Source organism: Polynucleobacter sp. AP-Nino-20-G2 (assembly GCF_018688235.1).
Taxonomy (GTDB): Bacteria; Pseudomonadota; Gammaproteobacteria; order Burkholderiales; family Burkholderiaceae; genus Polynucleobacter.
This window is the reverse complement of sequence record NZ_CP061313.1, coordinates 941488-965161: the sequence shown is the minus strand read 5'-3', so window position 1 is coordinate 965161 and position 23674 is coordinate 941488. Positions and strand designations below refer to the sequence as shown.

Here is a 23674-nt window from a genome sequence, read left to right as displayed (position 1 = left end):
ACGACAGCTGATCGTTAGGTATTTTGTAGCACTGATTTAGCTAGCAATAAATCCTGCCAGAATAAAGCTTTATCTTTGGGTCTAGAGGCCAAATGCCCCAACTCAAATGTCGCAATCAGTGGCACATCTTCCGCACCATCGGCATCGATTGCCAATACTGTTTGCCTTAACTCCGGAAGAGAGTCTCGCTCACCAGATAGTTTTTGAGCTGCAGAACCACCGAAAGCAAGCGCGACAATCGGAGTCCCATCCTGAGGAAGTTGCTCAGGAAGAATACTGTCTGCTGGACTTTTCCAGGACCACTCTTGAGGACTCAATCCAAGCACACGAACAATGTTTTGCAATAGGATCTCCGCATCACCCTTCGGTGTATTTCCAAAGAACCACCAAAGCCCAGAAGAAGCCCTTTCAGATACTTGCTCGGGCGCAGATGTCGCTGTAATCGCCTCACGCTCCATCACCACAGGCTGACTAGAGGAAGCGGTAATTGAATGGGACTCCATACCATCACGCGACGTCCATTCAGTGATACCCATTTCTTTTAAGAAGGCGGAATTTGAGCTCATGCCTCTAGCTTAATCGATTTAGCCATCACCAAGGCATCCTCGCGCATCCCCGTAGCAGAATCAGCAGGATAATAATTTTTACGCATACCAATTTGCTGATATCCCAAGCGTTCATATAGCTTCAGAGCGCTAGTATTAGTCGGCCTGACTTCAAGCAGGATACGTGGCATTGACTGTTGAGCAGCCACGCCTTCGATGGCATGCATCATTTTTTCGCCGATACCCAATCTACGTAATTTTGGTGAGACCGTAATATTTAAGAGATGCAGCTCATCAACCGCCGGATACAAAACACAGTATGCCCAAAGAATTTGTGGGTCAAGAAAGCTCCCATGAACGGCATCATCTATTTGCGGGCGAACACAATATGCCCAATGCCCCGCCTCCAAGGAATCCGAAAAATTACCCCGTGTCCAAGGGTGAATATGGGAAATTGACTCAATAGCAAGCACCGCATCTAAATCAGCTACGGCCATAGGCATAAATGACAGTTCAGAAACGTCCTCAGTTGAGCCGCTAGTAAATGAAGATGAATTACTCATTCTGCTGACTACGCTCCGCTGACGTAAATGCAACCTTATTGCGGACATACAAAGGCTCAAGTAAATGAACATCCTGTTGATTGCCGTGAGTCCACTGCATTTTAGCGCAAGCCAATACGCCTAAGGCGTCAACAGCAATCTCTGCATCCATGCGTTCAAGCGGCAATGGTGCCCCAAGGGATGTAAAGAGGCGATCACCAAACTCTGCAATGGCACTGCCTGCTACAAATTCCGTCCCAAGCAAGTCAACGGATTCTGGCGCGCTCAGTTGAATATCTCCGATACGGGCGGGTAAATTTTCTTCCTGTGTTATGTATTTCGCCCAATACACTTCGCCCATCCTGGCATCAACAGCAACCACAAAGGACTGGGCCTGACTTTTCCTAAAGCTAGGCGCTTCAATTAATTGCGCCGCAATAGCATCTAGGCTTGCCACGGAAATGACGGGCAATTTTATCGCAGTCGCCAAACCCTGGACAACAGCAACACCTAAACGTACCCCAGTAAAAGCGCCTGGACCGACATCTACAGCAATAGCATCCAAAGACGCCATCTTAATCTCTGACTCGACCAAAAGCTCGTCAATCCACGGAAGCAGAAGCTGGCTAGCGCCAGCCGATACCCTTTGGCGTCGGACAAATGGCGCTGCATCATCTAAAGATAAAGCCACCGAACACCACGCTGAAGAGGTGTCGATGGCTAAGATTCGAGTCAATTTGGGCTCTCTTACAAACTTATGAACTTAGACCCTGAATGATATCCGGTGGAGCTTGGACCAACTCAATTAAGACACCTTCGCCACACAATGGAAATTCTTCATTCCCTTTTGGATGAACAAACGTGATGTCATAACCAGCCGCACCCTTACGAATGCCGCCTGGAGCAAATCGCAAGCCCTGAGCCGACAACCACTCAACCGCTTTAGGCAGATCATCAACCCATAGGCCGATATGATTTAAAGGAGTTTGATGAACAGCAGGCTTCTTCTCAATATCAAATGGCTGCATTAGATCCACTTCAATTTCATGAGCACCTTTACCAATCGCACAAATATCTTCATCAACATTTTCACGCTCGGAGACAAATGTGCTTTTGTATTCAAATCCAAGTAAATCAACCCATAGCTTACGAAGGCGATCCTTATTTTCGCCACCGATCGCGACTTGTTGAATTCCTAAAATCCTAAATAGCTTAGTCATGTTGAGTCCTATTCGAAGCGGATGATCAATTGATCCACCGCTAAACTTTCACCAACATTGGCACAAATTTCCGCAACAACGCCGTCCTGAGCTGCTACCAAAGTATTTTCCATTTTCATGGCTTCGATTGCTGCCAATTTTTGACCCGCAGTTACAGCCTCACCGACCTTAACGGAGACGTTGGTTAACAAACCAGGCATTGGCGACATCACCAACTTAGAAGTATCCGGCGGAACTTTTACTAGCATGCGACGCTGGAGCTCAGCACCCAAAGGGCTGAGAACCATGCACTCATAATGAGCGCCATCTAATACTAAGGAATATTTCACACCCTTACGATCGACTTGGGCAGTAATTTTGCTGGTGCCGTTAATCGTTGCATACAGACAAATTTGACCAGGACGCCAATCACTGACGATGTTGTAACGACTAATGTCATTTTCCTCTTCGATATAAACAGAGTAAACACCCTCTTTTAACTCCACACGAATCGGAACCTCTTTCATATCATCTTTAGATCCGACGCGTGAGCCCGTCACTACAACGAACTTCTTCGCAATAGTCATTTCATGACCGGCCAATTGACCGTCAATCATCTGAATATGTTCGAGGTAGCGATAGCGCATAAATGCGGCTAAGGCTGCGAGACGCTTAGGATCTGCTGGCTGAACAGAATCTTTCTTAAAGCCATCTGGGTATTCTTCAGCAATAAAGCCGGTGGTGAAGTCTCCAGAGACGAAACGTGGATGCTGCAGCAATGCTGCCTGGAATGGAATATTAGAGTGAATTCCTCGAATAACAAAATCATTCAATGCGCCGCGCATTTTTTCAATTGCCTCAGTACGGTCTTTACCATGCACAATCAACTTTGCAATCATGGAATCGTAGTACATCGGAATTTCGCCGCCTTCGTACACACCAGTATCAACCCGGACACCATTGACCGCTTCGGGCGGACGATATTTCACCAGACGGCCAGTTGAAGGCAAGAAGTTACGGAATGGATCGTCCGCATTAATACGACACTCCATCGACCAGCCATCTAACTTAATGTCCTCTTGTTTAAATGCTAATTTTTCACCAGCGGCAACGCGAATCATCTGCTCTACCAAATCCAGACCGGTAATGCCCTCGGTAACAGGATGTTCCACCTGCAAACGGGTGTTCATCTCCAGGAAATAGAAAGACTTATCTTTGCCGACGACAAATTCAACGGTTCCCGCTGATTGGTAGTTCACAGCCTTTGCTAAAGCAACCGCCTGCTCACCCATCGCCTTACGAGTTGCTGGATCGATAAATGGAGATGGCGCCTCTTCAATTACCTTCTGATGACGGCGTTGGATAGAGCAATCACGCTCACCCAAATAAACGACATTGCCATGAGCGTCGCCCAACACTTGAATCTCAATATGCCGCGGACCTTCAACAAACTTCTCAATAAAGATGCGGTCATCACCAAAGCTATTCATTGCTTCTGTCTTACAGGCTGCAAAACCCTCTGCAGCCTCTTTATCATTGAATGCAACCCGCAGGCCTTTGCCACCGCCGCCTGCTGAGGCCTTAATCATGACTGGGTAGCCAATGCCTTGAGCAATCTTGACAGCCTCTTCGTTGGTGTCAATGGCCTCGTTGTAACCTGGAATGGTGTTGACCTTTGCCTCTAAAGCAAGCTTCTTAGACGCAATCTTGTCACCCATCGCAGCAATAGATTGGTGTTTGGGGCCAATGAACACAATGCCCTCTTCTTCACAACGTTTGGCAAACTGCTCATTCTCAGACAAGAAGCCATAGCCAGGATGAACCGCTTCGGCGCCGGTATCTTTACAAGCCTGAATGATGCGATCCATCACGAGATAGGATTCACGCGAAGGCGCTGGTCCAATAAAAACAGCCTCATCAGCCATTTGCACATGGCGCGCTTCTTTATCCGCCTCTGAATATACGGCAACCGTCTTGATACCCATTTTCTGGGCAGTTTTCATTACACGGCAAGCAATCTCACCGCGGTTTGCAATCAAAATTTTCTTAAACATTTTCGTAGTCATGATGTATCGGCGCCTTAGAGAGGAATGTTGCCGTGTTTACGCGCAGGGTTTGTGAGTTCTTTATCTTTGAGCATGGCCAAAGAACGAGAAATACGTTTACGAGTCTCGTGTGGCAAGATCACGTCATCGATATAGCCACGACGACCCGCTACAAATGGATTCGCGAATTTTGCTTTGTACTCAGCCTCGCGTGCGGCGATTTTCTCCGGATCAGACTTTTCTTCGCGGAAGATAATTTCTACGGCGCCTTTAGGGCCCATTACAGCAATTTCAGCCGATGGCCAGGCAAAGTTCACGTCACCACGTAGATGCTTTGAAGCCATCACGTCATACGCACCACCATAGGCTTTGCGGGTAATCAGGGTAACTTTAGGAACGGTGCAATCAGCGTATGCATAAAGTAACTTGGCGCCATGCTTAATGATGCCGCCGTATTCTTGCGATGTACCAGGCATAAATCCAGGAACATCGACTAAAGTCACTACAGGGATATTGAACGCGTCGCAGAAGCGCACAAAACGCGCAGCCTTAATCGAGGCTTTAATATCCAAGCAACCAGCTAGAACTAAGGGCTGGTTGGCTACGATGCCAATTGAACGACCTTCCATGCGAGCAAAACCAATTAGGATATTTTTTGCGTAATCTGGCTGCAATTCAAAGAACTCACCATCGTCCACAATCTTTTCGATCAACTCTTTCATGTCATACGGTTGATTTGGGTTGCTGGGAACCAAAGTGTCCAGTGAAAAGTCAGGCTCTTCAGTACGCATCGCACCATTGATCATGGGCGGCTTTTCGCGATTGGATAAAGGCAAGTAGTTAAAGAAACGGCGCAACATCATGATGGCATCGACATCGTTATCAAACGCCAAGTCGCAGACGCCTGAGATCGTTGAATGGGTTACAGCGCCACCGAGTTCTTCAGCAGTCACATCCTCGTGAGTAACAGTCTTCACCACTTCAGGACCTGTTACAAACATGTAAGAACTATCTTTCACCATGAAGATGAAATCCGTCAGGGCTGGAGAGTACACAGCGCCGCCAGCGGATGGGCCCATGATGAGGGAGATCTGAGGAATCACACCAGAAGCAGTGACATTGCGCTGGAAGATTTCTGCATAGCCACCCAAAGAAGCTACACCCTCTTGAATACGAGCGCCACCAGAGTCATTTAAACCAATCACAGGAGCGCCAACCTTCAAGGCTTGATCCATGATCTTGCAAATCTTCTCAGCATGCGCTTCAGATAATGACCCACCCAAAACAGTGAAGTCTTGCGAGAAAACAAAAACCAAACGGCCGTTAATCATGCCGTAGCCAGTCACAACGCCATCGCCTGGAACAGTCTGCTCATCCATGCCAAAGTCATGACAACGATGCTCAACAAACATATCCCACTCTTCAAAGGTGCCAGCATCCAGGAGCAGCTCAATACGCTCACGCGCGGTCAACTTACCTTTGGAATGTTGTGCCGCAATACGTTTTTGCCCGCCACCTAATCTGGCGAGTTCACGCTTTGCTTCAAGCTGTTGAATGATTTCCTTCATAACTACTCCTTAGAAAAATTCGTGCCCCATCGCCTCGAGCAAACGTCTCGCGGCAACTGAAGCGGCCATGGTTCCTTGATTCACCTCAGCACTAAGGCTGGGCAACATTTTTTGTACTGCTGGATGATTCTGAAAAGCGTTTTTGAGACCTGCATCAATTCTGTCCCACATCCATGCGCCAGATTGTTGTTGGCGACGCGACTCCAATTTGCCATTGGCCTTCTGGAGCTTTTGAAAATGTAGAATTTTTTCCCATAACTCTGGAACGCCCCTGCCTTCAAGAGCACTTAATGTCATTACCGTAGGGTGCCAAAATTCTTGATCATGGGATGCATGGTCTGGATTGCCCTGAAAACCCAGTAGACGTAAAGAGCTAGTAATAAATAATTGCGCACGCATTGCGGCGTCTGGATCAATATCCACTTTATTGATCACAATGAGATCGGCAATCTCCATCACCCCTTTTTTGATAGCCTGCAGATCATCACCAGCATTTGGTAGTTGCAGCAGCAAAAACATATCTGTCATGCCTGCTACTGCTATCTCGCTTTGACCAACACCAACCGTCTCCACAATTACTACATCAAAGCCGGCGGCCTCTGCAACTAACATGGCTTCACGGGTTTTTTCTGCAACACCACCCAAGGTACAAGATGAAGGACTTGGTCGGATAAAGGCATTGTCCAAGACCGACAACTTCTCCATGCGGGTTTTATCACCCAAAATAGATCCACCGGACAAACTGGATGACGGGTCAATCGCCAATACAGCAACACGATGCCCCTTCTCAATCAGATACAGACCGAGTGACTCAATGAGAGTGGATTTACCGACTCCTGGGACGCCAGAGATGCCGAGGCGAAATGACTTGCCCGTCTTTGGCAATAGGGTATTTAACACCTCATCGGCACGTTGACGATGATCCATGCGCGTAGATTCAAGCAAGGTAATGATCTTGGCCAAAGCCCGGCGCTGCGCAAGCGATGGCGCGTCTGTTAGATCATTAACCAGCGCCTGGTCAACGGCATTAAGCATGCTATTTATCCGAACCGATGCTAAATCAGCTTGGCTTTACAGACTTACGAATCTGCTCGAGCACATCTTTTGCAGATGCTGGAATCGGCGTACCTGGACCATAAATTCCCTTTACACCCGCCTCGTATAGGAACTCATAATCTTGACGCGGAATCACGCCGCCCACAAACACAATGATGTCATCAGAGCCCTGTCTCTTTAACTCAGCAATGATGGCCGGAACCAAGGTTTTATGACCAGCAGCAAGTGTTGAAACACCTAAGGCGTGCACGTCATTTTCAATAGCTTGACGAGCACATTCTTCTGGAGTTTGAAATAGCGGTCCAATATCTACGTCAAAGCCCAAGTCAGCATAAGCAGTTGCAACCACCTTCGCGCCGCGATCGTGGCCATCTTGACCAAGCTTAGCAATCATCACGCGTGGACGACGGCCGAAATCTTTCGCAAAATCAGCAATCTCTACTTTGAGTTTTTCCCAACCTTCGGCTGAATCATAAGCAGCTGCATACACACCAGTCACCTTTTGAGTATCGGCGCGATGGCGCCCGTAAATCTTTTCCAAAGCATCAGAAACTTCACCAACTGTGGCACGCAAACGAATTGCCTGAACCGCCAACTCTAACAAGTTACCAGTGTTACCTTCTGCGGCCCTTGTTAAGGCCTCTAATGCAGCCTCTACTTTTTTGCTATCCCGCTTTGCCTTAATTTCTTTTAAGCGAGCAACCTGGCTTTCGCGCACTTTATCGTTGTCAATCATGAGAACATCAACAATATCTTCTTTACCAAGCTTGTATTTGTTCACGCCGACAATCACATCAGAGCCAGAATCGATCTTTGCTTGCTTTTCAGCGGCGGCGGCTTCAATTTTCAGCTTAGCCCAGCCACTTTCCACAGCCTTAGTCATACCACCCATAGCATCGACCTCTTGGATAATCTCCCAAGCCTTGTCAGCCATTTCTTGAGTAAGGTTCTCCATCATGTAAGAACCCGCCCATGGATCAATTACGCTAGTGATATGGGTCTCCTCCTGGAGAATGAGTTGAGTATTGCGGGCAATACGACTGGAGAACTCTGAAGGTAAGGCGATTGCCTCATCAAATGAATTCGTATGCAAAGATTGGGTACCGCCAAATACCGCAGCCATTGCCTCAACGGTTGTACGGACAACGTTGTTGTACGGATCTTGCTCAGTCAAAGACCAGCCTGAAGTTTGGCAATGCGTACGCAACATTAAGGATTTAGGATTCTTTGGCTCGAATGATTTCATGATGCGCCACCATAACAGCCGCGCAGCACGAAGCTTGGCAACCTCTAGATAGAAATTCATACCAATCGCAAAGAAGAAAGAAAGTCGACCGGCAAAGCCATCAACATCCAAGCCTTTAGCCAAAGCAGTTTTTACATACTCTTTGCCGTCAGCCAATGTAAATGCCAATTCGAGCACTTGGTTTGCACCCGCTTCTTGCATGTGATAACCCGAAATCGAGATCGAGTTAAATTTAGGCATGTGCTTCGCGGTGTACTCGATGATGTCGCCAATAATGCGCATCGATGGCTCAGGTGGATAGATGTAAGTATTGCGCACCATGAACTCTTTCAGAATATCGTTCTGAATCGTTCCCGATAACAATTCCTGCTTAACGCCCTGCTCTTCACCTGCAACGATGTAGCCAGCTAAGACTGGCAGTACGGCGCCATTCATCGTCATTGATACAGATACTTTATCTAACGGAATTCCATCAAACAAAATCTTCATATCCTCAACGGAGTCAATGGCTACGCCTGCTTTACCAACGTCACCGGTAACACGTGGATGGTCTGAGTCATATCCACGATGCGTTGCCAAGTCAAAGGCCACAGAGACGCCTTGACCGCCCGCATCAAGCGCCTTGCGATAAAAGGCATTGGATTCTTCAGCAGTTGAGAATCCAGCGTATTGGCGAATCGTCCATGGGCGAACTGAATACATGGTGGCCTGAGGTCCACGGACAAACGGCTCAAATCCCGGCAATGAATTGGTGTATTGCAAGCCATCAACATCTTCCGATGTATATAGAGCTTTTAGATGGATACCGTCAGGTGTTTTCCAACCTAACTTATCGATATCACCATTGGGTGCCGATTTTTGCGCTGATTTCTTCCAAGCATCCAAATTACTATTCGGCACATTTGGCCATGTATTGGATGCAGACTTTTTTTCACTTGAACTCATAAAGCACTCCTGGTTGGCTTTATTGCATTGTTGCTAAATTTGTAGGGCTATTTTGCTTGACTTTTTTTTATTTGTCTAGATACTGTATACATAATTATGAATACAAAACTGATTAATAGACCTCTTTATGAAGATGTGGCTGAACGCTTACGCGAGCAGATATTCGCCCACGAATTAGCTCCAGGCAGCTGGTTAGACGAGCAAAGTCTTGCAATGCAGTTTGGGATCAGCAGAACGCCGATGCGCGAAGCCATTAAGGTATTGGCCTCTGAGGGCCTAGTAACCACCAAGATGAACAAAGGTGCTTACGTAACCCAGGTAGATCGTAGGGATTTAGAGCAGATCTTCACCGTCCTCTCTTTATTGGAAGGCCAGGCGGCGAAGGAAACGGCTATAAAGGCTACCGAAGATCAGTTAACGCAATTAGATAATCTCCATCACCGCCTTGAAAAAGCTGCCGCCGATAGAGATTTAGAGCAGTTTTTCGAGATTAATGTGAAATTTCATGATCTTGTCCAGGAAATTGCGGGAAATAAATGGATGAATGGCGTTATTGAGGACTTGCGCAAAGTCCTCAAGCTACAGAGACGAGACTCACTCAGCCGCAGTGGACGTCTATTGAGCTCGCTGGTTGAGCATCGTGAGATTCTTCAAGCAATTTTGAAGCGAGATGCGACAGCCGCAGAGGCCGCAATGCGTAAACACTTGGCCCATGGCCTAGAAGCAACGAAATAAATCTATAAATAACAAAGGCTTAGGAATTTAACCTAAGCCTTTATCGGATCCTACAAAAAGCCGATTATTTCTTAACGACGAAATTTCCTGGCAATGTAGAAACATATGCGGCAATGTCTTGCATGTCAGCATTAGAGAAAGTCTGAACTTGCGATGACATCACGGCATTGTTACGGCCAAACTGAGGGTTGGAATTGCCAACCTTGTAGGCACGCAAAGCGTAATACAGATAATCAGAGTACTGACCAGCCAACTTAGGATAAGTAGGCAAAATCGGAGCATTTAAGCCAGCACCGTGGCAAGAAGCGCAATTTGCCTTCTCAACAAGAGCTTGACCTTTATCAGCGCTAGCGGCTTGAGCCACACCAATGCTGGATAACAAAATGGCGGTAATTAGTGCGAATTTCATAAACGTGCCTCTAAATATCACTTCAATGGGTTATTTGGTGAGCTGGCTGTTTGCGCAGCATAGTATTCGCCAAGATCGGCCATGTCTTGATCAGACAAGCTTGCAGCAATAGAACGCATAGTTGGATGCTTTCTTTCGCCCTTCTTATAGGCAGCCAGTGAACCAGCGATATAGGCAGCGTTTTGACCACCTAACATTGGCACTTTATAGACCAAAGGATAGTCTGCGCGATAGTCAGGAATCGAATGGCAACCAATGCAAAGCCAAACTTTGCCTTGACCAGCCTGAGCTGAACCTTTGACATCATCAGCCTGGGCTGAAAAACCAGCAAAAGCTAAGCTTGCGCATACGGCGATTTGGGAAAGAATGAGGTGTTTTTTCATAGAAATCATCATTAACGAGTTTGATTTAGATCAATTTGGAGAGAGTATAGCGGAGAGAGAGCTCTGCCCTCCACTTCAGGCCATCAAAATCAGTGAAAACACTGAAATTAAAGACCCTTTTACCTATACTTGAACGCTCTTTACAGAATTTGAATGCCAAAAACAATGACTAAGACCAAATCCCGCTTTGATGGATCCCAAAGCTATGTCGCTACCGAGGATCTCAAACTAGCCGTGAATGCTGCCATGGCCCTACAACGCCCTCTCCTCATCAAGGGGGAGCCCGGCACCGGAAAAACGATGTTGGCCGAAGAGGTAGCTGCCGCCCTCAATATGCCCCTGATGCAATGGCACATCAAATCCACCACCAAGGCTCAACAAGGCCTCTATGAATACGACGCGGTTAGCCGCTTGCGTGATTCGCAATTGGGGGATGAGAAAGTCAAAGACATTCGAAACTACATTGTCAAAGGCGTGCTTTGGCAAGCGTTTGAGGCAGATGAGCCGGTAGTTCTATTGATTGATGAAATCGATAAGGCTGATATTGAATTTCCAAACGATCTTCTGCGAGAAATTGATCGCATGGAATTTTATGTTTATGAAACACGTGAGCTCATCAAAGCCAAGCACCGCCCTTTAGTCATCATTACCTCAAATAATGAAAAAGAATTGCCAGATGCCTTCTTGCGTCGCTGCTTCTTTCATTACATTGCCTTCCCTGATGCAGGAACGATGCAAAGCATTGTTGATGTGCACCACCCCAATATCAAGCAGGATCTACTCGAAGCCGCCCTGAAGTCTTTCTATCAAATTCGCTCATTACCCGGTTTAAAGAAAAAGCCTTCCACCTCTGAATTGATCGATTGGCTCAAATTACTACTAGCGGAAGAAATTCCTGCGCAAGCACTCTATAGCTCCGAAGAAAAGATTGTTGTACCGCCATTGCATGGTGCATTACTCAAAAATGAACAAGACATTCATTTGTTCGAGCGTCTTGTGCAAATGAACCGAAATCATCGGTAAATATTTCACAAGTAAATGAGTCATGCTGATTCAATTTTTCCTTAACCTAAAAGAGGCTAAGATCCCCGTTTCCGTGCGGGAATTCTTAACCTTGCTAGAGGCATTGAAAGCAGGCGTGATAGAGCCATCGATCGATGATTTTTATCAGCTCGCTAGAATGGCTTTGATAAAAGACGAACAACACTTTGATCGCTTTGATCAAGTTTTTGGCTCTTATTTCAATGGCATTGAACGGATCATCGCCCTATCGCCAGATATTCCAGCCGATTGGCTGGAAAAGAAGCTGCAACGCATTCTCAGCGATGAGGAAAAAGCAGCTCTACAAAAATTAGGCGGCCCCGAGGCTTTACAAAAACGCCTTCAAGAGTTGATGAAAGAGCAAAAAGAATGGCATGGGGGAGGCAATAAATGGATTGGCGCTGGTGGCTCCTCCCCATTTGGTCATAGCGGCTATCACCCCGAGGGAATTCGGATTGGCGGTGAGAGCGCAGGAAATAGGACCGCAATAAAAGTGTGGGAGGCCCGCGAGTTCAAAGACTATGACAGCGACATTGGTCTAGGAACGCGAAATATCAAAATGGCATTACGTCGCTTGAGACGATTTGCAAGAGAAGGCTCCAATCTTGAGTTGGATTTAGATAAGACCATTCACTCGACTGCTGCTAATGCTGGGATGCTGGATATTCAAATGCGTCCAGAGCGTCACAATCAGGTCAAGGTTCTACTGCTGATGGATGTCGGCGGATCTATGGATGACCATATTCAGCGCATCTCTGAACTCTTTACCGCGGTGAAAACGGAATTCAAGCATCTTGAACACTACTACTTCCATAACTGCGTTTATGAGCATCTCTGGCAAAGTAATCGTCGTAGGCGCGATCAGGCGACCCCAACACAAGACATCATTAATAAATATGGTCCGGACTACAAATTAATTTTTGTTGGCGATGCGACGATGTCACCCTATGAAATTCTGAGCCCAAATGGCTCTGTTGAATACAACAATAAAGAAGCTGGCGCCACCTGGATCAATCGACTAATTGAACACTTCCCGCATTTCGCATGGTTAAATCCCGAGCCCGAGTCTGTTTGGCAATATCGTCAGTCAATCGATATTATGCGAGGACTCATGCAAGATCGGATGTACCCCGTAACCTTAAATGGCCTTGAAAGTGCCATGCGTCAACTTTCCAAGTAAGATTTCAACATCCCACAACTAGAGATAAACATGTCGACAAACCACATTAGCGATCGCCTTAAAAACCTTGGCATTGAATTACCACCACCAGGCCCTCCTGCCGCCGCATATGTCATGGCTGCAACTACTGGCAATACCGTATTTCTTTCTGGCCATATTGCGAAGAAAGATGGCAAACCTTGGGTCGGAAAACTGGGCTCCAATATGGATACTGAGACAGGCAAAGCGGCTGCCAAATCGATTGCGATTGATCTGATCTCCACCTTACAGAATCATCTGGGATCACTAGATAAAGTGAAGCGCATTGTTAAGGTGATGGGTCTTGTCAATTCCACCGCAGAATTCACGGAGCAACATTTGGTCATTAATGGTTGCTCTGAATTACTCTTTGAGGTGTTTGGTGACGCCGGCAAACATGCCAGGAGCGCCTTCGGTGTAGCGCAAATCCCCCTGGGTGCTTGCGTTGAAATTGAACTAATTGCTGAAATCTAATACAGCAATTTAATTCTTGCTGAGTTGAAAAGTCTGGATGTCTTGCGGTGTATCGACATCCAGCACAAAAGCGGTATTTTCAGTTTCCATGAAATGAACCTGGTCCTCATGCGCATCCATGTACGGACGACAAACCATATTCGGTAGCGCCAAAATATTCTGAATCGCCTGCCTCGAAAACAAGATAGGATTGCCTCGCTGTCCATTTGCAATCGGGAGAATGATTTCCTTGCCCTCCTGCCGAACGGAAAACTGATCAAGTAATTGGGCAATTTCAGCGGCACCTACTTCAGGTTGATCAGAGAGCGCAATCAACAGCACATCAAATTGACCATGGAGAGTTTCTAAACCCAACCTGACCGATGAGGCTTGACCTCGATCAGCATGAGGATTGTGGATTAACTGGATTTTGTGTGAAAGCTCCAGATTCACCCTGGCAACTTCAGCTTTTATCGCTTCAACATGAAATCCTGTCACCGCAACAAACTCAACTGGCTTGAAGGATTGAGTTGCTTTAGCAAAACGCTCAATCAGCGTCTTGCCCTCTCTCATAAGTAGACCTTTTGGGTAAGAACCCAAACGACTACCCTCGCCAGCTGCGAGCAACAAAATCGCCAAGCGTAGCGGTTGCTGAGTGATGGAGCTTAAAGTTGTCATTAGGGTGATAATAATTAAACTGGCGACAAATAAATAATAAATACAAAAAGTAATAAGACAAAACTAAGATCAAACATGAATAGCACCGATTTAAGCGTTTTAAAGGCAGCCGTTGATTGGCTTAAAAATGGGCATCAAGTGGCAATTGCCACTGTTGTACAAACCTGGGGCTCGGCACCAAGACCTGTAAGCTCATGGGTGGCAATCCGACAAGATGGGCAGGTGATGGGCTCAGTTTCAGGTGGTTGCGTCGAAGATGATCTCATTCGCAGAGTTCAGACTGAAATTCTCACCAAAGACACTCCGGAGATGGTTGTGTATGGAGTAAGCCAGCAGGAGGCCGCCCGTTTTGGCTTGCCTTGTGGTGGCACCCTGCGATTGCTCGTGGAGCCCAAGCCTGAGCTCTCCGTTTTAGAGGAAATTCTGCACGCAATCTCCAATCATCAAATTACTTCCCGCACGATTGATTTGAGTAGCGGCAAATCTTCACTTGAGCCAGGCACCCGAAATACCCCTTTTGTCTGCAATGAGAAATTGATGAAGACGACTTATGGTCCCCGTTGGCGCATGGTCATCATTGGCGCAGGACAGCTCTCCCTATATACGGCTGATTTTGCCTTGGCCTCTGATTTTGAGGTCATTGTGATTGATCCCCGTGAGGAATATGCCGAAGGAATAGATCGCGAGCATATTCAATTTATCAAGGGTATGCCGGATGACGTACTGCTGGAGATCGGTGTAGATTCACACACGGCTGTAGTTGCCTTAACCCATGATCCCAAATTGGATGATATGGCGCTCATGGAGGCTCTCAAGTCATCAGCCTTCTATGTCGGCGCCTTAGGCAGTCGCGTGAACACACAAAAACGCAAAGAGCGCTTACTAGAGTTTGATGTATCAAGAGAGCAAGTTGAGCGCTTACATGGCCCCGTGGGGCTTCATATTGGTGCTCTCACTCCGCCGGAAATCGCTGTATCTATTTTGGCGGAAGTGATTGCCGTCAAATATGGTGTTGCTATACCCAAGAAAGTTTAAAAAAAACCCGATCAAGCTACTGATCGGGTTTTGTATGAACGCCAAATTGAACTCAGTTCGCCTTTAACTTTCCATCTTTCAGACGCGGCTCGACAAAATGACCTTTGCGTGCGCGATTGCCCGCAAATGACTTTAAGGTCTTCGCATCGAGACTAAGCTCAGTTGGTTTACCCGCACGACCAGCACCAGAATAGGTTGCGCCGTCAGGTCCTACCGCAATAGCGGATGCCAACTTCTCTTTATCATCCAGACCCATCAAAATCACACCTTTACCGCCAGTCGGCAAGCGCTTCAACTCATCGAGAGGGAAAACTAATAATTTGGAGTTTTCAGATAAGCAAGCAACCTGCTTCATGCCGGCAGTGACTTTAGCTGCGCCCAAAGGGGCATCTCCGCCAGGGAATTTGCTGTCAATTCCAACAAAGGATTTACCAGCCTTATTGCGAGTCGTCATATCGGCAACGTTGGCCAAGAAGCCGTTACCAGCTCTTGTAGAAATGAGCACCAAATCATCTGGCTGACCTGCGTAATAGGCAACCATCTGAGAGCCGGCCGCCAAATTCACAAAGCTTGTTAATGGCGAACCATCACCCCGGGCTCCAGGTAACTCACTGACAGGGACTGTGTAAACGCGGCCATCGCTACCAAAACCTTGCATCACATCAACAGTGCGACACTCGAAAGTGCCGTACAAGCCATCGCCCGCCTTAAAGCCAAACTGAGTTGCATCATGTTCATGACCTTGACGAACACGCACCCAACCCTTTTGAGAAACAATGACTGTGACAGGCTCATCCAGAACCTTGGTTTCCGCTACAGCGCGCTTATCTTCCAAAATGAGAGTGCGACGATCATCGCCGAACTCCTTCATGTCAGACTCAATCTCTTTGATGATACGTTTACGCAAAACAGTATCGCTTTGCAATAAACCTTCAAGATCTTCGCGTTCAGACTTCAGCTCTTTGAGCTCCTGCTCAATTTTGATTCCCTCTAAGCGAGCTAACTGACGCAAGCGGATATCCAAAATATCTTCGGCCTGACGTTCGCTCAACTTGAATTCCTTCATCAAGTCCGCTTTAGGCTCATCGCTATTGCGAATGATCTTAATGACTTTATCAATATTCAGAAGAACGGTTAAACGTCCCTCCAAAATATGCATACGGTCTTTTACTTTATTTAATCGATGCTGAGTACGACGAGTCACTGTGCCGACCCTGAAAGAAATCCATTCTGAAATGATTTCCTTTAGACCCTTTTGGCGTGGACGACCGTCGGTACCAATCATCACCAAATTCATTGGGGCATTGGATTCCAATGAAGTATGAGCAAGCAGCAAGTTAACAAATTCATTGACGTCAATATTCTTGCTCTTTGGCTCGAACACTAGGCGTACTGCCGCATCTTTGCTCGACTCATCACGCACACCATCCAAGACATTCAAGATAGTGGACTTCAGATTGTTTTGTTCTGGCGTTAAGGTTTTCTTGCCAACCTTTACTTTAGGATTGGTAATCTCTTCAATCTCTTGCAGCACGCGCTGAGATGAGGTTGAAGGCGGCAATTCATTCACCACAATTTGCCATTGGCCTCTTGCTAACTCTTCAATAGACCAGCGGGCGCGCACCTTTAGGCTGCCACGGCCAGTTTCATAGATCTGAGCAATCTCTGCCGTGGAGGAAATAATCTGACCGCCACCCGGATAGTCTGGTCCTGGGATGATTTCCAAAAGCTCGGGGGTAGTCATCTTCGGCGACTTCATTAATGCAATCGCAGCACTAGCCACCTCACGCAAGTTATGCGAAGGAATTTCGGTCGCCATACCCACGGCAATACCTGATGCACCATTAAGCAAAACAAATGGCAAACGAGCGGGCAATAGTTTTGGTTCTTGGAACGAGCCATCGTAGTTGGGTGCGAAATCGACCGTACCCTCATCGATCTCACTCAATAACAAGCTGGCAATCTTGGTTAGGCGCGCCTCGGTATAACGCATCGCAGCTGCGCCATCGCCATCGCGAGAACCGAAGTTACCTTGACCATCAATTAAGGGGTAGCGCAAAGAGAAGCTCTGCGCCAAACGCACCAAGGCGTCATATGCTGATTGGTCACCATGCGGGTGAAATTTACCCAGCACATCACCCACTACACGAGCACTCTTGACTGGCTTAGCATCCGCACGCAAACCCATCTCACTCATGGAGAACAAGATACGACGTTGAACTGGTTTTTGACCATCGGATACATCAGGCAAGGCGCGACCTTTAACCACGCTAATCGCGTAATCAAGATAAGCACGCTCCGCATAAACTGCTAGCGTTAAGCTATCTTTGTCGTCCTCGTTAAGCTCTACCACCTTAGGGTCGTGCGGATCATTAGGGCCGCCAGTAGATGCCAAAGCTGGCGCATCCACCTCAACAATATCCATCTCGATAGGATCGGCAGCGCTTGAAAATAAATCCGCCTGCTCAATAGCACCTGCATCGCCAGGAGTTTTTTTAATAGCCATTAGATATCCGCCTCCACTTCATTACCGCGCTCTTCCAACCAATCTCGGCGCGCCCCGGATTCGGATTTGCCCATCAACATATCCATTGTTTTAATTGTTTCATCTTCAGTCCAACTTCCCAATGTCACCGGTAACAGGCGACGGGTATCTGGATTCAAAGTGGTATCCCACAATTGCTCGGCACTCATCTCTCCCAGACCTTTAAAGCGAGAAATTTGCCAAGCGGATTCTTTAACTCCATCCTTGCGCAACTTATCTTCAATTGCTTGCAGTTCATTTGCGTCCAAGGCGTAAATCTTTTGTGCCGGCTTTTTGCCGCGCGCTGGGGCATCCACTCTAAATAATGGTGGACGAGAGATATGCACGTGACCCAGTTCAATTAACTTCGGGAAATGCTTATAGAACAGGGTTAATAACAAGACTTGAATATGCGCACCGTCTACGTCCGCATCCGACAAGATACAAACTTTGCCATAACGTAAGTTGGACAAATCAGGAGTGTCATTTGCACCGTGTGGATCAACGCCAATCGCCACGGCAATGTCATGCACTTCATTATTGGCAAACAGGCGATCGCGCTCTGCCTCCCAGGTGTTTAATACTTTGCCGCGCAGCGGCAAGATTGCTTGATATTCTTTATTGCGACCCATCTTCGCCGAACCACCCGCAGAGTCACCCTCGACAAGGAAAATTTCATTGAGGCCAGTATCTTGACTCTCGCAATCCGTCAATTTTCCAGGCAAAACAGCTACGCCTGATGATTTTTTCTTTTCTACTTTTTGGCCAGCACGTGTTCTCGCTTGCGCCTGCTTAATGACCAAGTCAGCCAGCTTGCGACCGTAATCAACATGCTCATTGAGCCAAAGCTCTAATGCGGACTTCGCATATCCGGAAACCAAACGCACCGCATCTCGAGAATTCAGACGCTCTTTGATTTGCCCTTGGAATTGGGGATCCAACACTTTAGCGGACAAAATAAATGATGCTCTAGCAAACACGTCCTCTGGCATCAACTTCACACCTTTAGGCTGCAAAGCATGCATTTCAATAAAACCTTTAACAGCATTAAAGAGACCTTCGCGCAAACCGCTTTCATGGGTTCCGCCAGCAGGAGTAGGAATCAAGTTCACATAACTCTCGCGTACTGGCGCACCGTCTTCGGTCCAACAGACTACCCAAGCCGCGCCCTCACCTTCAGCAAATGAATCGTCATCTCCATTCCCAGTGGCATATTGCTCGCCTTCAAATGGTGGAATAACTTCTGCGCCATGACCTGCTTGAGCCATTGCCTCATTGAGGTAGCCACGCAAACCTTGCGCGTATTGCCAAGTTTGACTCTCGCCGGATTTTTCTTGAATGAGGGTTACTTTGACGCCTGGCAGCAACACTGCCTTGGAGCGCAATAAGCGAATCAACTCTGGCATTGGAATGGCAGAGCTATCAAAAAATTTGCCATCAGGCCAAGCGCGTACGCGCGTGCCATGGGACTTATCTTCTTTTCCGGACGCAACGGATTTGAGCTTCTCGATCACTTTGCCGTCCGCAAAGGTCAAGGTAGAGACCTGGCCTTCGCGCCAGACCGTGACTTCTAAACGCTTAGATAAAGCATTGGTAACGGATACACCAACACCGTGCAAGCCGCCGGAGAATGCATAAGCACCGCCAGTGCCTTTTTCAAACTTGCCGCCAGCATGAAGTTGAGTAAATACGATTTCTACAACTGGTAACTTCTCAGTTGGATGCATTCCCACCGGAATACCGCGACCATCATCCTCAATACTGACACTTCCATCGGTATGCAAAGTAACGATGATCTGCTTGCCAAATCCTCCCAATGCCTCATCAGAAGCGTTATCCAACACCTCCTGAATGATGTGCAAAGGATTGTCTGTGCGGGTGTACATTCCCGGCCGTTGACGGACGGGTTCTAGCCCTTTTAGGACCTGAATCGATGATTCGCTGTATTCGGAAGTTTTACGGGTAGCCATGCGCGCAAATTGTAGTCATGTCTGAACTAAAACCGGAATTTTCACAAATTACCCCTCTATTCATGCCAAAATCACAGGATGGGAGCCTTAAGTCATATTCGCGTTTTAGACCTCAGCCGTGTTCTTGCCGGCCCATGGTGCGCACAAAACCTCGCCGATCTCGGTGCCGATGTCATTAAAGTGGAGCGGCCGGGGGCTGGTGACGACACCCGCCACTGGGGCCCTCCCTTTGCCAAAGACGAAAACGGTAACGACACCGCAGAATCAGCCTACTTCATCTGTATTAACCGCAATAAACGCTCGATTACGGTCGATATCAGCAAGCCAGAAGGCCAAGAGATCATTCGTCAGTTGGCAAAAGAGTCTGATGTGGTCATCGAAAACTACAAAGTTGGGGATTTGGCCAAGTATGGCCTGGATTACGAGAGTCTTAAAAAGGTCAAAAATGACCTCATTTACTGCTCCATTACCGGTTTTGGCCAAAACGGGCCCTATGCTCATCGACCTGGTTATGACTTCATCATCCAAGGCATGGGTGGCTTTATGAGTGTTACGGGTGAGGCAGATGACTTTCCAGGCGCTAGCCCACAAAAGGCTGGTGTAGCAATTGCCGATATCTTTACAGGAATGTATGCCAGCACCGCTATTTTGGCCGCTGTAGTACACAGAGACCAAACTGGACAAGGTCAATATATTGATATGGCCTTACTCGATACCCAAATTGCAATCATGGCCAATGTTTCTAGCGCCTATCTCTGCTCCAATCAGGTTCCGCGCCGTTGGGGCAATGCTTCCCCCATTATTGTTCCCTATCAAACCTTCCCGACTTCGGATGGCTGGATGATTGTTGGCGTGGGCAATGACGGCCAATTCAAGCATTTCGTGACCGCTGGAGGAGAGGCTCATTTAGCTGAAAATCCCCTCTATTTAAGCAATCCCTTGCGCGTTGAAAATCGTAAGTTATTGATTCCATTGCTTGAAGTGATGACCCGTCAGAAGACCAAGGCAGAATGGATATCCCTTCTTGAGGCGGCTAATGTGCCCTGTGGGCCAATCAATAACTTCCAGGAAGTTTTTGAAAATGAGCAAGTAAAAGCACGTGGCATCCAGATTGATGTGCCCCATCCTACCGCTGGCACGATGAAGCTGGTTGCTAGCCCAATTCACTTATCTGAAACCCCGGTAGATGTCCGCATGGCACCCCCCACTCTTGGTCAGCACACCAATGAAATCCTACGAGAGCGACTCAAATTAGACGATCAGGCAATTGACGCTCTACATAGCAAAGGCATCGTCTAATTGGCCTCCACCAAACTATCACTCAAGCAAGTCCTGATTTTTGGTGGGCTGATGGTGACCTTTTCCATGGGTATACGCCATGGATTTGGTCTTTTTAATCTACCTATTACTTCTGCCAATGGCTGGGGCCGTGAAACGTTTGCACTCACCATCGCACTGCAAAACCTAATTTGGGGAGCGGTTCAACCCGTTACGGGCGCACTGGCAGATCGTTATGGCGCGTTCAAGATCATGCTTGTTGGCGGCGCACTCTATGCAGTTGGCTTAGCAGGCATGGCGCTCTCAACGGATGCAGTGAACTTTTCACTAGCTGGCGGCTTACTCATTGGGCTAGCGCAAACCGCAACAACATATAGCGTTGTATATGGAATTCTGGGGCGCAACGTTGCCGCAGAAAAACGGGTTTGGGCAATGGGTATTGCTGCGGCCGCAGGTTCATTTGGTCAGTTCTTAATGATTCCTGTTGAGCAAGGTTTACTCAGTAGCTTTGGCGCAAACGATGCATTGCTCATGTTGGCCCTTATGGCCAGCCTCATGATCCCGATTGCCTTCATGTTGCGCGAGCCGACGGTCGCGTCTACACACCAACGTGGTGATCAAACCATTAGACAGGCCTTAAATGAGGCCATTGGTAATCCAAGCTTTCGTTTGCTTACCCTTGGATATTTTGTGTGTGGATTTCAGGTGGTATTTATTGCGGTGCACTTAGCGCCATACCTGAAAGATCTCTCCAAAATCTATCCCGAGGTTGGCGCACCAGCGGTAGCAACTACTGCCTTAGCCTTGATTGGTCTTTTTAATATCTTTGGCACCTATAGCGCCGGAATACTCGGCCAACGCTTTCCGAAGCGCTACCTGCTCTCTGGCATCTATCTGAGCAGATCTATCGCCATTCTCGGTTTCTTATGGCTACCGCTAAGTCCAACTAGCACTTACGTATTTGCTGCCATCATGGGCTTTCTTTGGTTATCCACCATACCCTTAACCAATGCGATTGTGGCGCAAATTTTCGGCGTTAAATACCTCACCATGCTTTCGGGCTTGGTATTTTTCTCTCATCAACTAGGCAGCTTCTGCGGGGCGTATTTGGGCGGCTATCTATTCGATCGCACTGGCTCTTATTCTATTGTTTGGAATATTGCGATCGCACTAGGTATTTTCGCCTTCCTAGTTAACTTGCCAGTGAAAGAGCGTGCAATTCATCGTGTCGCAACCACCTAAAAGTTTTATGCAAGTAAATAACTCAGTCTGGCGTAGCGTTTTTTATATATCCGCATTATTTGTTCTCATCATCGTCTTCGCCTCTTACTTTGCCCCGGACATGATGGTGGCCCTCACGAATCAAGTATGGGCAATGTGTGGCTGGTAAGTTCGAGATGCGTGGATAATGCTTTCGCTGACTACCCTTTTGTACGCGCATTAGATTATTTCTACTGTAGATTTAGTTTTGCCGTAATGATTTTTTGCAATTGCTTTTTATCTCGCCGTAGCACAATGGATAGTGCACATGCCTCCTAAGCGTGGGATACAGGTTCGATTCCTGTCGGCGGGACCAATTTGAAAAAAACTTATCCACAGCCTGTGTGGATAAATACCAAAAAGTTTTCGTAAGTCGTAGATTTGTATAGAGTGACCTGGCTTGCTTAATTTATAAGCAGCACTCTTTGAGAAAAAATATTCACTCGCGCTCTATTGACAAATGAAATTGATTTCAGAATTTTTAATCAATCGGTTTTGAATTCTCTTACACTAAGCGCATGCACAAGATCACTACCAGCACACTAGCCGCGTTAGAAGAAATGCTTCAAAACGTATCAAGATCCGCCCCACAGGACTTCATGCCAATTTATTTTGCTGGCGGACTTGAGTCCAATCAAGTGATTGGTCATTTGAATCCTGAATTCATTCCTTACTTGCAAGAATCATTAGGAAAACAAGCAATTCCGCACATCAGATTGGGGCATGATCGCCTCACTATTGAACATGCTCGACCTATTGCACTTTCAGATAGCCTGTCCAAGCTAGCAGATCGCATGCATCAAGGTGGATTTATTCCAGGTTGGAGACATGAAGATTTTGCCTGGATAGATCAAAATGGGCATGAATACTTCCGCTTAGAGCGCTCCGCTTTCCGCACCTTTGGCTTCAGAAGCATGGCAACCCATATCAATGGATACACCAAAGCAGGCAATCTTTGGTTAGGTCGACGCAGCGAAACCAAGGCCACAGACCCAGGTCGGCTAGATAACTTGGCAGCTGGTGGCATTGGAGCGGATGAAACACCCTGGGTGAATGCCCGTAGAGAATTATGGGAAGAAGCCGGCGTTCCCCCTCAAATTTCTGACCAAATTGAGCCTGTTGGCAGAATTCATATGCGTAGACCCATCCCCAACCGGGGTTTTCATGATGAACAGCTCTATATCTATGATTTAGAGCTGGCAGAGAACTTCATACCCACCAATCATGATGGCGAAGTCAGTGGTTTTATTGAAATTCCCCTCTCTGAGGCTGCGGCACGCATTTTGGCTGATGAATTCACCAGTGATGCGGCTTTCGTTACCGCTGATTTCATCTTGCGAAATACCAGGGCACGCTAAAACCCAATTTACCGTCTTTTCACTTGACCGAAGTCACCCAGCTGACGGTAATTTCGTGGTTAAATTGGCATTAAGGATGAAACAGGGGTGCCCTCTAAGTCCAGTGTTAACTTTGAGGCGCTGAGAAAGACCCTATAACCCGATCCAGGTAATGCTGGCGTGGGGAGATTTCTATCAGACCGACACCCGGTTTCGTCCATCTTAAA

General features: G+C 47.2%; 22 protein-coding genes, 1 tRNA gene and 1 riboswitch. Of the genes, 9 read left to right on the top strand and 14 right to left on the bottom strand.

Translation table 11 applies throughout. From position 1 onward, the window contains the following. Window positions 1-14 precede the first annotated feature (14 nt). The 8 genes from FD960_RS05055 to scpA are packed head-to-tail and all read right to left on the bottom strand — an operon-like array spanning window position 15 to window position 9146. Window positions 15-566, bottom strand: a complete 552-nt coding sequence (locus FD960_RS05055; protein ID WP_215300436.1) for a hypothetical protein — start codon at window positions 564-566, stop codon at window positions 15-17. Next, window positions 563-1108 (bottom strand): ribosomal protein S18-alanine N-acetyltransferase, encoded by a 546-nt coding sequence (gene rimI, locus FD960_RS05050; protein WP_215300434.1) that lies wholly within the window; start codon window positions 1106-1108, stop codon window positions 563-565. Before rimI ends, FD960_RS05055 begins: the two co-directional genes overlap by 4 nt. Beyond that, the gene (gene tsaB / locus FD960_RS05045) at window positions 1101-1823 is read right to left on the bottom strand and encodes a tRNA (adenosine(37)-N6)-threonylcarbamoyltransferase complex dimerization subunit type 1 TsaB (protein WP_215300433.1); all 723 of its coding nucleotides are present in this window, start codon (window positions 1821-1823) and stop codon (window positions 1101-1103) included. Before tsaB ends, rimI begins: the two co-directional genes overlap by 8 nt. A 19-nt stretch (window positions 1824-1842) precedes the next feature. Beyond that, entirely contained in the window at window positions 1843-2307 is a 465-nt protein-coding gene (locus FD960_RS05040; RefSeq protein WP_215300431.1) for a VOC family protein, read from the bottom strand. Window positions 2308-2315: 8 nt separating this feature from the next. Next, a complete protein-coding gene (accC, locus tag FD960_RS05035) occupies window positions 2316-4340 on the bottom strand; it encodes an acetyl-CoA carboxylase biotin carboxylase subunit (protein WP_215300604.1) in 2025 nt (674 codons plus the stop codon). A gap of 26 nt (window positions 4341-4366) precedes the next feature. Then, window positions 4367-5899: an acyl-CoA carboxylase subunit beta gene (locus FD960_RS05030; RefSeq protein ID WP_215300429.1), complete on the bottom strand. Its 1533-nt coding sequence runs from the start codon at window positions 5897-5899 to the stop codon at window positions 4367-4369. A gap of 9 nt (window positions 5900-5908) precedes the next feature. Next, window positions 5909-6934 (bottom strand): methylmalonyl Co-A mutase-associated GTPase MeaB, encoded by a 1026-nt coding sequence (meaB, locus tag FD960_RS05025; RefSeq protein ID WP_215300427.1) that lies wholly within the window; start codon window positions 6932-6934, stop codon window positions 5909-5911. Window positions 6935-6959: 25 nt separating this feature from the next. Next, window positions 6960-9146 (bottom strand): methylmalonyl-CoA mutase, encoded by a 2187-nt coding sequence (scpA, locus tag FD960_RS05020; protein ID WP_215300425.1) that lies wholly within the window; start codon window positions 9144-9146, stop codon window positions 6960-6962. Between the two features lie 96 nt (window positions 9147-9242). On the opposite strand from scpA, the gene FD960_RS05015 reads away from it, so the two are divergent. Further along, entirely contained in the window at window positions 9243-9881 is a 639-nt protein-coding gene (locus tag FD960_RS05015; RefSeq protein WP_215300423.1) for a GntR family transcriptional regulator, read from the top strand. 64 nt (window positions 9882-9945) lie between these two features. On the opposite strand, the gene FD960_RS05010 is transcribed toward FD960_RS05015, so the two are convergent. Beyond that, window positions 9946-10290, bottom strand: coding sequence for a cytochrome c (locus tag FD960_RS05010; protein WP_215300422.1), 345 nt, complete (start codon window positions 10288-10290; stop codon window positions 9946-9948). 17 nt (window positions 10291-10307) lie between these two features. Beyond that, window positions 10308-10673, bottom strand: a complete 366-nt coding sequence (locus tag FD960_RS05005; RefSeq protein WP_215300420.1) for a cytochrome c — start codon at window positions 10671-10673, stop codon at window positions 10308-10310. 165 nt (window positions 10674-10838) lie between these two features. Between FD960_RS05005 and FD960_RS05000 the strand changes: the two genes are divergently transcribed. The 3 genes from FD960_RS05000 to FD960_RS04990 are packed head-to-tail and all read left to right on the top strand — an operon-like array spanning window position 10839 to window position 13386. Continuing rightward, entirely contained in the window at window positions 10839-11696 is an 858-nt protein-coding gene (locus tag FD960_RS05000) for a MoxR family ATPase (RefSeq protein ID WP_251369855.1), read from the top strand. Between the two features lie 22 nt (window positions 11697-11718). Next, entirely contained in the window at window positions 11719-12894 is a 1176-nt protein-coding gene (locus FD960_RS04995; RefSeq protein ID WP_215300416.1) for a VWA domain-containing protein, read from the top strand. Window positions 12895-12924: 30 nt separating this feature from the next. After that, on the top strand, window positions 12925-13386 hold the full coding sequence (locus tag FD960_RS04990) for a RidA family protein (protein WP_215300414.1): 462 nt from the start codon (window positions 12925-12927) through the stop codon (window positions 13384-13386). Window positions 13387-13395: 9 nt separating this feature from the next. Here FD960_RS04990 and FD960_RS04985 read toward each other — a convergent pair whose 3' ends face one another. Further along, a complete protein-coding gene (locus tag FD960_RS04985) occupies window positions 13396-14043 on the bottom strand; it encodes an NTP transferase domain-containing protein (protein ID WP_215300412.1) in 648 nt (215 codons plus the stop codon). Window positions 14044-14118: 75 nt separating this feature from the next. Between FD960_RS04985 and FD960_RS04980 the strand changes: the two genes are divergently transcribed. Beyond that, entirely contained in the window at window positions 14119-15078 is a 960-nt protein-coding gene (locus tag FD960_RS04980; protein ID WP_215300411.1) for an XdhC family protein, read from the top strand. Between the two features lie 52 nt (window positions 15079-15130). On the opposite strand, the gene parC is transcribed toward FD960_RS04980, so the two are convergent. Both parC and FD960_RS04970 read right to left on the bottom strand, forming a co-directional pair. Continuing rightward, window positions 15131-17503, bottom strand: a complete 2373-nt coding sequence (gene parC, locus FD960_RS04975) for a DNA topoisomerase IV subunit A (protein WP_251369872.1) — start codon at window positions 17501-17503, stop codon at window positions 15131-15133. An 80-nt stretch (window positions 17504-17583) separates the two neighbouring features. Further along, complete coding sequence (locus FD960_RS04970) at window positions 17584-19572, bottom strand: DNA topoisomerase IV subunit B (RefSeq protein WP_215300410.1); 1989 nt, start codon at window positions 19570-19572, stop codon at window positions 17584-17586. A 78-nt stretch (window positions 19573-19650) separates the two neighbouring features. Between FD960_RS04970 and FD960_RS04965 the strand changes: the two genes are divergently transcribed. Next, on the top strand, window positions 19651-20871 hold the full coding sequence (locus FD960_RS04965) for a CaiB/BaiF CoA-transferase family protein (protein ID WP_215300409.1): 1221 nt from the start codon (window positions 19651-19653) through the stop codon (window positions 20869-20871). Further along, window positions 20872-22092 (top strand): MFS transporter, encoded by a 1221-nt coding sequence (locus FD960_RS04960; RefSeq protein ID WP_215300408.1) that lies wholly within the window; start codon window positions 20872-20874, stop codon window positions 22090-22092. It abuts the gene before it with no gap. 55 nt (window positions 22093-22147) lie between these two features. On the opposite strand, the gene FD960_RS04955 is transcribed toward FD960_RS04960, so the two are convergent. Continuing rightward, the gene (locus FD960_RS04955) at window positions 22148-22291 is read right to left on the bottom strand and encodes a hypothetical protein (RefSeq protein WP_215300407.1); all 144 of its coding nucleotides are present in this window, start codon (window positions 22289-22291) and stop codon (window positions 22148-22150) included. 60 nt (window positions 22292-22351) lie between these two features. On the opposite strand from FD960_RS04955, the gene FD960_RS04950 reads away from it, so the two are divergent. Then, window positions 22352-22426 (top strand) — tRNA-Arg (locus FD960_RS04950). A 202-nt stretch (window positions 22427-22628) separates the two neighbouring features. Next, on the top strand, window positions 22629-23468 hold the full coding sequence (locus FD960_RS04945) for an NUDIX domain-containing protein (protein WP_215300406.1): 840 nt from the start codon (window positions 22629-22631) through the stop codon (window positions 23466-23468). A gap of 73 nt (window positions 23469-23541) precedes the next feature. Continuing rightward, window positions 23542-23651: riboswitch (TPP riboswitch) on the top strand. The last annotated feature ends 23 nt before the right edge of the window (window positions 23652-23674 follow it).